10 protein-coding genes and 4 pseudogenes are annotated in these 10,389 nt (G+C 37.6%); all 14 read left to right on the forward strand.

The genetic code is table 11. The annotated features are described in order from the left end of the window. Window positions 1-46: 46 nt before the first annotated feature. Window positions 47-508: pseudogene (locus HHK02_RS08290) on the forward strand (IS30 family transposase); the annotation flags it as partial. Between the two features lie 36 nt (window positions 509-544). Further along, a pseudogene (locus tag HHK02_RS08295) lies at window positions 545-1,003 on the forward strand (IS30 family transposase); the annotation flags it as partial. Then, window positions 1,004-1,882 (forward strand): DegV family protein, encoded by an 879-nt coding sequence (locus HHK02_RS08300; protein WP_181462282.1) that lies wholly within the window; start codon window positions 1,004-1,006, stop codon window positions 1,880-1,882. It abuts the pseudogene before it with no gap. A 33-nt stretch (window positions 1,883-1,915) separates the two neighbouring features. Continuing rightward, complete coding sequence (locus tag HHK02_RS08305; RefSeq protein WP_181462911.1) at window positions 1,916-2,560, forward strand: hypothetical protein; 645 nt, start codon at window positions 1,916-1,918, stop codon at window positions 2,558-2,560. Next, entirely contained in the window at window positions 2,561-3,217 is a 657-nt protein-coding gene (locus HHK02_RS08310; RefSeq protein WP_152701156.1) for an HD domain-containing protein, read from the forward strand. It begins immediately after the preceding gene. Beyond that, window positions 3,218-4,066: a glycosyltransferase family 8 protein gene (locus tag HHK02_RS08315; protein ID WP_181462283.1), complete on the forward strand. Its 849-nt coding sequence runs from the start codon at window positions 3,218-3,220 to the stop codon at window positions 4,064-4,066. After that, a complete protein-coding gene (locus tag HHK02_RS08320; protein ID WP_085680397.1) occupies window positions 4,067-4,912 on the forward strand; it encodes an alpha/beta hydrolase in 846 nt (281 codons plus the stop codon). Then, window positions 4,913-5,437 carry a GNAT family N-acetyltransferase gene (locus tag HHK02_RS08325; RefSeq protein WP_098039516.1) on the forward strand — a complete coding sequence of 175 codons (525 nt, stop codon included), beginning with the start codon at window positions 4,913-4,915 and terminating at the stop codon, window positions 5,435-5,437. It abuts the gene before it with no gap. After that, window positions 5,438-6,145 carry a Mu transposase domain-containing protein gene (locus tag HHK02_RS08330; RefSeq protein ID WP_231124828.1) on the forward strand — a complete coding sequence of 236 codons (708 nt, stop codon included), beginning with the start codon at window positions 5,438-5,440 and terminating at the stop codon, window positions 6,143-6,145. Then, window positions 6,146-6,910, forward strand: a pseudogene (istB, locus tag HHK02_RS08335) (IS21-like element helper ATPase IstB). Beyond that, a pseudogene (locus tag HHK02_RS08340) lies at window positions 6,911-8,173 on the forward strand (DUF711 family protein); the annotation flags it as partial. It abuts the pseudogene before it with no gap. A gap of 18 nt (window positions 8,174-8,191) precedes the next feature. Next, window positions 8,192-8,458 (forward strand): ACT domain-containing protein, encoded by a 267-nt coding sequence (locus tag HHK02_RS08345; protein WP_003666221.1) that lies wholly within the window; start codon window positions 8,192-8,194, stop codon window positions 8,456-8,458. Next, window positions 8,459-9,349 carry an aldo/keto reductase gene (locus HHK02_RS08350; RefSeq protein ID WP_181462284.1) on the forward strand — a complete coding sequence of 297 codons (891 nt, stop codon included), beginning with the start codon at window positions 8,459-8,461 and terminating at the stop codon, window positions 9,347-9,349. Beyond that, complete coding sequence (locus tag HHK02_RS08355) at window positions 9,350-10,360, forward strand: LacI family DNA-binding transcriptional regulator (protein WP_087215152.1); 1,011 nt, start codon at window positions 9,350-9,352, stop codon at window positions 10,358-10,360. Window positions 10,361-10,389 lie beyond the last annotated feature (29 nt).

Here is a 10,389-nt window from a genome sequence, read left to right on the forward strand (position 1 = left end):
AAATGACCTACCATCATCTTACCATAGACGAACTAACGATGGTCATACCTCAGGTCACTTTGAAGCAGATACAGTTTTATCTGGAAAGCGTAAAGGTCAAGCAATAGCTACGTTTGTCGAGCGTAAGAGTCGTCTTATCATCGTTAAACGGCTTCAGGGACGAGATAGTACCTCAATGACCAAGGCCATTTTAGAATTAGCTAACCAGTTAGAAGATAATCTCAAGACCCTTACTGTTAACCATGGGAAAGAATTCGCTAACTACAAGCTAATTGAAGAGCAGGCCAGGATTCCCCTCTACTTTGCGCATGCTTATTCTCCACATGAACGGGGCAGTAATAAGAATCGCAACCGAGTACTACGACGCTTTATCCCCAAAGGTCAACCGATTGAGGAAATCACTGATGATGAGTTAATTCAAATTAACTGGTATTTGAACTCCAGGCCATTCAAATGTTTAAACTGGCGCACACCAATTGAGATCTTTTTGCGTAATCTGCATCACTAACTTTGTTCAAGTTATTTCTTGCAATCTGCCCATACCTCAGGTCACTTTGAAGCAGATACAGTTTTATCTGGAAAGCGTAAAGGTCAAGCAATAGCTACGTTTGTCGAGCGTAAGAGTCGTCTTATCATCGTTAAACGGCTTCAGGGACGAGATAGTACCTCAATGACCAAGGCCATTTTAGAATTAGCTAACCAGTTAGAAGATAATCTCAAGACCCTTACTGTTAACCATGGGAAAGAATTCGCTAACTACAAGCTAATTGAAGAGCAGGCCAGGATTCCCCTCTACTTTGCGCATGCTTATTCTCCACATGAACGGGGCAGTAATAAGAATCGCAACCGAGTACTACGACGCTTTATCCCCAAAGGTCAACCGATTGAGGAAATCACTGATGATGAGTTAATTCAAATTAACTGGTATTTGAACTCCAGGCCATTCAAATGTTTAAACTGGCGCACACCAATTGAGATCTTTTTGCGTAATCTGCATCACTAAATGAAAATTGCTGTTGTTACTGACAGCACTGCCTACCTTTCTCCTGAAGAGGCGGCGGCTAATAATATTCATGTTGTCCCAATCCCAGTGACATTGGATGGTCAAACATACCGTGAAGGTGTCGATATTTCCACCAGTGATTTTTATGAAAAGATGGCAAATTCAAGCTCTTTTCCAACGACTTCTCAAACGCCAATCGGTCAATTGATGGAAGTTTATCAAGGATTAGCCGATGATGGGTATGATGCTGTGATTAGCATTCATTTAACACGGGCTATTACAGGATATTTGGATACTGTTGAACAACTTGCTGAGCAGATGAAGGATACAATCAAGATCGTACCAATTGATTCCCACCTAACAGTTAAAATGATGGGGTACTTAGCCTTAGAAGCAGCTAAATTAGCTAGTGAAGGCGATGATTTAGATGACATTGTTAAAAAGGTAAAAGAATATCGTGATACCTTTAATAATGTATTTGTGGTTGATGACTTGCAAAACCTTGTTCGTGGTGGTCGTTTATCAAACGCCTCTGCATTTGTAGGCTCAATTTTAAAAATCAAACCTCTCCTGACTATGCATACTCCAACGCATGCCATTGAAGCGTTTGAAAAGGTGCGGTCAATGAAAAAGGCTAAACTTCGCTGTGAACAAATCTTTGATGAGGATATTGCCAAACTTGACTATCCAGTTAGAGCGATGGTTGTTCACGCAAATGCTCCAGAAGAAGGCCAAAAGTGGCTTGATAAACTTCAAGCGGATCATCCTGATATTTTATTTGAGTTGAGTTACTTTGGTCCAGTAATTGGTTCCCACTTAGGACAAGGAGCCCTGGCCTTAGCATGGATGCAAGATACAGCAAAGAAGCCTTTAGTATGAATGGATGCAAGATACAGCAAAGAAGCCTTTAGTATGAAAAAACAAACCTTAATTAAAACCCTTTTGGCAATTACGGCGGGTATTTTGATGATATTAATGTCATTTACTGGCTTTCAAACCATTTTACCGACCGGTAAGGCGTTTATGCCTTTAGCTGGCGTGATTGCAGTGGGAATAGCAGTTGCATTGGGAATTAATATTGCATTTATTGTGACGCTTGTTAGTGCCATAATCATGATTGTCTTAGGAACTGCTGACTGGGTAATATTAGTCGATTTTATTGTTATTTTGATTGTGGTTGGCTTGATTTTACGCAAACAAGTTCCATTATCTATTGATCTCAATCATTCACAATTATTATGGCTTGCTATTTTTACCGGTCTAGTTCAATTATTCTTTATTTCAATCTTTTATGGTCTAATTGGATTAGTCCTAACGGGGACGCCAACAGGTGGATTAACATTTGTTCAACTGATTATTCCTAATGCATTACTGACAGGATTATTGTATGGCTTCCTGGTAGCACCGATCTCATTGATTTTTCGGTGGGTAGCGCGAAAAGCATTGCATATTGATAATAATCATAATAATGATTCAGGTAACTCTGCAGACGATAAGCAGGGCGGTTCGATTATTGTCGACTTAAGAAGTGCTAAAAATAAAAAAGATGATAAGTAAATGAAACAAGCGGAACAATTAACTGCCATTAAAGAGTACACCATTCAAAAATTAGGTCAGGACAAGACTGGACATGGGATGGACCATATTAACCGCGTAGTAAAAATGAGTAAACGGTTAGCAATTGGTGAAAAAGTTGATCCCTTTTTGCCCATCGTGGCGGCCTACCTTCACGATACAATTGATGAGAAATTAGTTGACAACGTTGAGGCAGCTAAACAAGAATTAGTTGATTACTTAAAGCAAATTGACTTTAGTGATGAACAAGTCGAAATAATTATGAATGTCATCAATAATATTTCTTTTGCTCATACCTTAGATAAAGAGGAAGTCAAACTCTCCCTCATTGGACAAATAGTCCGTGATGCCGACTGGTTAGATGCAATTGGCGCAATTGGCATTACGCGGGCAATTTATTATGGAGGTGGCCATCATGAAAAAATATACGATCCGGCTATTAAACCTCGTCATAATATGTCCAGGGAAGAATATCGTAATTTAGCAAATGAAACTATCATTAATCACTTTGATGAAAAACTCTTACATCTAAAAGACATGATGAACACTGAAACTGCCAAGAAAATTGCAAATCACCGTCAACAAGTGATGCTCGACTTTCTTGATGAATTTCATGCAGAATGGGATGCAAAGATGTAAATGAATTTATTATTTTCAATTAACGACAAATTTGTCACGCAATTAGCAACAGTTTTGTTATCGATCAAGTTAAATACTCATGCACAAGAATTTAACGTATATGTCTTACAAAAGGAGAAATTGAAACGAACTGAAGACTTGGAAAGAGTTTGTAAGCAATTAGGAATGAACTATTTTCCAATCAAAGTTAATGATCAATTATTTAGCAAAGCACCAGTTACAGACCGCTATCCGACAACAATTTATTATCGTTTACTAGCACACCGTCTTTTACCTCAAGATTTGCATAAAATTTTATACTTGGATGCTGATGTATTGTGTATTAATGATCTTTCAAGTCTGTATGAGACTTCATTAGAGGGATACCTATATGCTTCTGCCATCCATACAAACCTGACGAATACGACAGAGGTTATTAATAAGATTCGTCTGCAAAACTTTGATGCTGACGGGTATTATAATTCTGGCGTTCTCTTGATGAATCTTGATACTATCCGTAAAAAAGTAAAGGATACGGACATTTTTAACTACATCCGTACCCATACACTTTTACTCCCTGATCAAGACGTCTTGAATGCCTTATATGGACGCTATATTAAGTCTGTCCCTGATCAGTTATATAATTTTGATACTCGTAAGGGTGGTATTTACGAAACGATTTCCTTTGGCGAATGGACAACCGATTGGATAATGCGTAATACTGTGATTCTCCATTATTGCGGGCGAGACAAGCCATGGCTACCAACTAAAAATAGTGGTCGTTACACTGCTTTATACAAAAACTACTTTCAAATGACTAATAAACTTATTAGTGCAACATTATTATTTTCCCCAGAAGAAGTTAATTAAATGATCAAATTTATTAAATTTAATTTAACAATATTTACTGCATTTTTCCTAATATTCATTTATGGACTAGCAGTAAATCCAGTTCATGCAGATCTCTCAAATAAATATATTCATTCTACTACCCCCACCCTCTTTTTCCATGGCTACGGAAGCGGTGCCCATGCAGAAGAATATATGGTAAATGGTTTTGTGAAAGCAGGTGTGTCAAAGACAGTTATCACCGCAGATGTTGCTGGCGATGGAACCGTTACTCTTAAAGGAGATATTCCTCATAACGCCGTCAATCCGCTCGTGATGGTCAATTTCAATGATAATCATAGCACAAATTATGAATTACAAGGACAATGGGTTAAGAACGTTCTTGAAGAACTGCAAGCTAAATATCATTTTAAAAAGGTAAATATTGAAGCACACTCCATGGGAAACATGGCAGTTATGTATTTTCTGCTTGCTAATGCCGGCAACCATAATCTTCCACAAATTCAAAAACAAGTTGCGATGGCTGGAACCTTTGATGGTGCAATCGGTTGGAATGAACCTGCTAATCTAATAGTGAATAAAAAGACGGGAAAACCTTCCGCAATGAATGATTCCTATCAAAAATTACTTCCTTTACGTCACCGCTACCCACGGCAAATTAAATTATTGAATATTTACGGTGACTTAAAAGATGGCAACGATAGCCAAGTTTCAAACGCTTCCTGTCTTTCTCTTAAATATCTTATTAATAACCGCGCACGTTCATACCGCGAAGTTAAGATTACCGGACCAAATGCTAAACATGAATTACTTCATCACAACCCCCAAGTCAATAAAATCTTAATTAACTTCTTCTGGGGAAAATAAATGCAAATCAAACAAGCCAAAATGGATGATTTAAATCAAATTATGGAAATTTTGCGAGATGGTCGAAACCAATTAGCTGAACAAGGGATCGATCAATGGCAAGGAGATTACCCGAACGAAGAACATATCAAAGAAGATATTGAAAAAGGATTTGCATACCTTGTACAATCACAAGATAATGAAACTGTCGGTGCATTATCAATTGTTGAAGCACCAGATCACTCATATGATGAACTTGACGGTGATTGGTTAATTGACACTGATCATTATGTTGTTATTCACCGTGTGGCAATTCACTCTAATCATGCTGGAAAAGGATACGCCTCAGCATTATTCACTAGTGTAATTGATTACATTAAGAATAATCGGAAGGATATTAAGACTATTCGGATCGATACCCATGAAGACAACAAGATCATGCAACACTTGATCGACAAAAATGGCTTTACTAAAGTTGGTGAACTTCACGGGGTTTACCGTCCAGAAGAAAATTCATATGTTTACGCCTTATTAACAGGTAATTAATTGTTTGAAACCTTTAAGGTTACTGGTGGAATTCCTAAAGAAATCTGGTTTGATAATATGTCAACTGTCATTGACCATAAATTAAGCGATTTTCATCATCATCGATTTAATGAGCGATTCCTATCATTTAGCCATGATGCCGGATTTCATCCAGTCGCATGTCGCCCATTTAGACCGCAAACCAAAGGTTGCGTTGAAGCATTAGCAAGAACAATGGAACGATTAAAACCTTATGATGGAGAATTTAGTACGGTCAATGATTTAAATGATATCGTTAATCGGCTAGCTGAACGGCTCAATCATGAGAAATCACAAAGTAATAATCAGAAGCCAATTGAATTATGGACAAAAGAAAAAGAGCATTTCCGGTCTCTCAACCACGATCTCGTGAGATACTTTAACAGCGACCAAACTAGAAAGGTATCCCAAGACTCAATGATCAGATTTCAAAACCATCAATACTCTGTTTCCCCTAATTATATCGGAAAAGAAGTCGAAATTAAACCGACAACTGATGGTAAGACTATCCGCATTTTCTATCATGGTACTGAGATTCAAAAGCATGATTTAACCAATAAGCAATTTAATTATGATCCTCATGATAAACATGCCATTCTTAAAAGTGATTTGATGAAAGATAAAACGGATGAAGAAATTAACCAGTATATGCTTAATAATCTTAGTATTTATGATCAGATTGGGGAATAAATGAATCAATATCAAAAATTAGTAGATAATTTAACGAAGTTAAATTTACATAATATGGCTGCATCAATCGCAGATTATCGTCAACAAGTCAATGATAACCAAATTAGCTTTAGTGAAGCATTGTTAAAACTAACGGATAAGGAGATTACCTATCAGCAACAAGAAAGCTTAAAGAGAAGAATCAAACGCGCTAGATTTCCGATTATTAAACGACTCAATGATTTTAATTATCAATTTCAGCCTTCAATTAATCCGCAACAAATCGCTGAATTTGCGACTATGTCATTTCTGGACAATCAAGAAAACATTATCTTTATTGGCAGCCCTGGCGTAGGTAAAACACATCTGTCAATTGGGCTTGGTATCGAAGCATGTCGACAAGATGTACGAATACTATTTATTAATTGCCATGAACTAATTCTTAGATTGAAAGCAGCTCAAGAAAAGCAACACTTAGAGCAATGCGTCGATACGAACGGTATGATCTATTAAATGCGTCGATACGAACGGTATGATCTATTAATTATTGATGAATTAGGCTATTTACCAATATCGACGGAAGAAGCAAAACTATTATTTCAACTAATAAATGGTCGCTATGAACGTAAATCAATAATCATAACGACCAATGTACCATTATCAAGTTGGGGAGCTGTTCTCCATAGTACGGCAACCGCAGAGGCCATTTTAGACCGACTTGTCTATCACTCACATGTGATTAAGATCAAAGGAAAGTCATATTGCTTGGCATCGGTCAATTCCTAAATGAATTCACAACAAATTTATGAAACTAGCCATATGATCTCTAATGAAAATCTTGACGTGCGGACAATCACGATGGGAATTTCTTTACTTGATTGTATTGATAGTGATAGTACGGTCGCATGTCAGAAGATCTATGACAAAATTACGACAAACGCAAAAGACCTTGTTAAAGCCGGCCAACAAATTGAAGCCGAATATGGGATTCCGATTGCTAACAAGCGAGTAACTGTTACTCCTATTTCTCTTATTGCTGCTGCCTCTCATGACCATGATTATGTTAAATATGCTAAAACGTTAGACAAGGCTGCTAAAGCATTAGGAATTGATTTTATCGGTGGTTATAGTGCACTTGTTCAAAAGGGATATCAAACTGGTGACCGCACGTTAATCGTCTCCCTCCCTGAAGCATTGGCAGAAACTAATTTTGTTTGTGCATCAGTAAATGTTGGTTCAACTCGTAGCGGAATCAACATGGATGCCGTTGCACAAATGGGTGAAGTAGTCGTCGCTGGTTCAAAGCTGGATATGATGACAAATGCTAAATTAGTTATCTTTTGTAATGCTGTTGAAAATAATCCCTTCATGGCGGGAGGATTTCATGGTGTTAGTGAACCAGATGTAGTAATAAATGTTGGTGTTTCAGGTCTTGGAGTTATCAAAACCGCCCTAGAAAAAGTTAAAGGTGAATCAAAGGACGTCGTCGCTGAAACGATCAAGAAAACTGCCTTTAAGGTGACACGAATGGGTCAATTAGTAGGAACTGTTGCAGCGGAAAGACTGGGCGTTCAATTTGGGATCGTGGACCTTTCCCTCGCACCAACTGCTGCCGCTGGTGATTCCGTTGCTGAAGTTTTAGAGGAAATTGGCGTTGCTCAGGTTGGAACTCACGGAACCACCGCTGCTCTAGCTATGTTAAACGATGCCGTGAAAAAAGGTGGCATTATGGCCTGCAGTCATGTTGGTGGTTTATCAGGCGCATTTATCCCCGTCTCTGAAGATGCTGGCATGATTAAGGCAGTTAACGCTGGAACGCTAAATATCTCTAAATTAGAAGCAATGACTGCAGTTTGTTCCTTTGGTCTTGATATGATTGCAATTCCAGGTGACACACCAAAAGAAACCATTAGCGCAATGATTGCTGATGAAGCAGCAATTAGAATGATTAATAATAAAACCACTGCTGTCCGCGTGATTCCCGCACCTGGTAAAAAAGTTGGTGATACGGTTGAATTCGGCGGTTTATTAGGATATGCCCCGGTAATGTGTCAAGGGCGGTTTTAAATGAAAGCTGTTGTATCTGTTCTAGGTGAAGACCAAGTTGGAATTATCGCTAAGGTAAGTGCCCTCCTTGCCCAAAAACAAATTAATATTCTAGATGTTTCCCAAACAATTATGGATGGCAATTTCGTAATGATGATGTCTGTGATGATTCCTGAAAATCTTGATAGTTATCAATTAACTAATGAATTTACAGAACTCGGTAAAGAGATTGGTGTTGAAATCAACCTTAGAAATGCCAAAATTTACGATGCCATGCATAATCTTTAAATGAATCAAAATTTGCAACCAAACATAAAATTAAACAACGGACACCTTATCCCCCAACTTGGCTTAGGAGTCTGGAAAGCCTCACTTGCGGAAACACAGCAAATGGTTAAAGAGGCTATTATGAATGATTATGTTTTGATCGATACGGCAAAGCAATATGGGAATGAAGTAGCTGTCGGACAAGGTATTCAGGACGGCCTTATAGCAACTAGTCGTAAGCGCAACAGTATTTTTCTCACTACTAAAATTTTCAATGGTGATCAAGGAGACTATGATAAGCTTCGGCAAGCAGTAAAAGCTCAACTTAAGAGGCTTCAAACTGATTATGTCGACCTTCTCCTTCTTCATTGGCCGGTAAATGATAAATACAATGAAAGCTGGCGTGCGTTAGAAGATATTTACAAGGACGGTCAAGCGAAATCAATTGGTGTTTGCAATTTTAATGTTGAACGAATGACTGATTTGCTCGATCACGCCAAAATTAAACCAGCAATTAATCAAATTGAATTCAATCCCCTAATTCACCAACCTAAGATTGTAAAGTTTTGTCGAGAAAATGATATTCAGCTTGAAGCCTGGTCGCCACTAGGCAATGGTCGTCTTCTTTCCAATGATGTTATTAAGCAAATCGCAGACGAGCACCAAAAGAGTCCTGCCCAAGTAATTCTTCGCTGGGAAATTCAGCAAGGCTTTATAGTTCTTACCAAGACTACTCATCCTCAACGTATGCAAGAAAATGCCGGAATTTTTGACTTTACCCTATCACCAGATGAAATGAAGCAAATCGACAAGTTAGATCAAGAAAAGCATTCTATCTGGTATGATAAGTTCAAATGGTCAGGAAATCCGGACGGTGTAGATGACTATATTGGTAAGCCAGGCGCATTTTGAATGAATGATAAGGTAACAATAAAGACGATTGCAAAAATTGCTAATGTTTCGCATACAACTGTTTCGCGGGCGCTAAATGATAGTCCGTTAGTTAAAGAAAAAACTAAGAAAGAAATTAGAGAGATTGCAGAACGATTAAATTATTCGCCTAATTTAAATGCTAAAGCTCTTGTTGAGCATCGTTCATTTATTATTGCCGTTTATTTTACTGATTTAAATAGTGGAACGTCTCCTAGTTTTATGTCAGAAATGCTCCACCAAATAAAAGAAATGTTACCAGCTGGATATGAAATAGCGATCGATAGCTTTGAAGGATTACGCCGTGCTAATCAATCAATAAATTTGCGGTTTGATGGGGCGTTAGTTGTTAGCCAATCAACAACCGATGACATCTATATCGACCAGTTGGCTAAAACGGGGAAGCCAGTAGTTGTTTTAAATAGAAAGATTGAGCGTGATGATCTTTTTAATTATGCATCTGATGATTATTCTGGAACTGTAACTGCAATTGAATATCTCTTGCGAATGGGGCATAAAAAAATTGGAATTATTTCGGGGAAAGAGGAGTTTGCGTCATCTCAAAATCGGCTGAATGCTTTTATTGATATTTTGAATAAGCATAATATTAACTTAAATGATAATTGGATGGTGATGGGAGACTACAGTGTTAAATCAGGATATAATGCTATGGAAAAAATCTTAAATACAAGCGAACTACCTACTTGTATTTTCGCATCTAATGACGATATGGCGATGGGAGCTATTCGTGCATGCCAGGATTATGGATTTGATGTTCCGGATCAAATTTCGTTTGTGGGATTTGATGATAGTGCATATTCTAATTATTTCATTCCAAGATTAACAACGATAAAAAAACCAATGCGTGAAATTACAAACAAAGGGCTAAAAACGTTAAATAATCTTATTAATAATAAGAATATTACACCTATTGAATTTATGAATATAAAGCCATCATTAGTAGTCCGTGAATCCGTAAAAAAAATAAATTAGTTGGATACCACATCTACTAAAGATTCTGT

Source organism: Limosilactobacillus reuteri (genome assembly GCF_013694365.1).
In the GTDB taxonomy this organism is placed as follows: domain Bacteria; phylum Bacillota; class Bacilli; order Lactobacillales; family Lactobacillaceae; genus Limosilactobacillus; species Limosilactobacillus reuteri_E.

What these genes read in the sequence shown, in the direction of transcription:
- HHK02_RS08325 (WP_098039516.1), top strand. Translation starts at nt 4,913, where the DNA reads ATGCAAATCAAACAAGCCAAAATGGATGATTTAAATCAAATTATGGAA.
- HHK02_RS08345 (WP_003666221.1), top strand. Translation starts at nt 8,192, where the DNA reads ATGAAAGCTGTTGTATCTGTTCTAGGTGAAGACCAAGTTGGAATTATC.
- HHK02_RS08355 (WP_087215152.1), top strand. Translation starts at nt 9,350, where the DNA reads ATGAATGATAAGGTAACAATAAAGACGATTGCAAAAATTGCTAATGTT.
- HHK02_RS08320 (WP_085680397.1), top strand. Translation starts at nt 4,067, where the DNA reads ATGATCAAATTTATTAAATTTAATTTAACAATATTTACTGCATTTTTC.
- HHK02_RS08350 (WP_181462284.1), top strand. Translation starts at nt 8,459, where the DNA reads ATGAATCAAAATTTGCAACCAAACATAAAATTAAACAACGGACACCTT.
- HHK02_RS08300 (WP_181462282.1), top strand. Translation starts at nt 1,004, where the DNA reads ATGAAAATTGCTGTTGTTACTGACAGCACTGCCTACCTTTCTCCTGAA.
- HHK02_RS08310 (WP_152701156.1), top strand. Translation starts at nt 2,561, where the DNA reads ATGAAACAAGCGGAACAATTAACTGCCATTAAAGAGTACACCATTCAA.
- HHK02_RS08315 (WP_181462283.1), top strand. Translation starts at nt 3,218, where the DNA reads ATGAATTTATTATTTTCAATTAACGACAAATTTGTCACGCAATTAGCA.
- HHK02_RS08305 (WP_181462911.1), top strand. Translation starts at nt 1,916, where the DNA reads ATGAAAAAACAAACCTTAATTAAAACCCTTTTGGCAATTACGGCGGGT.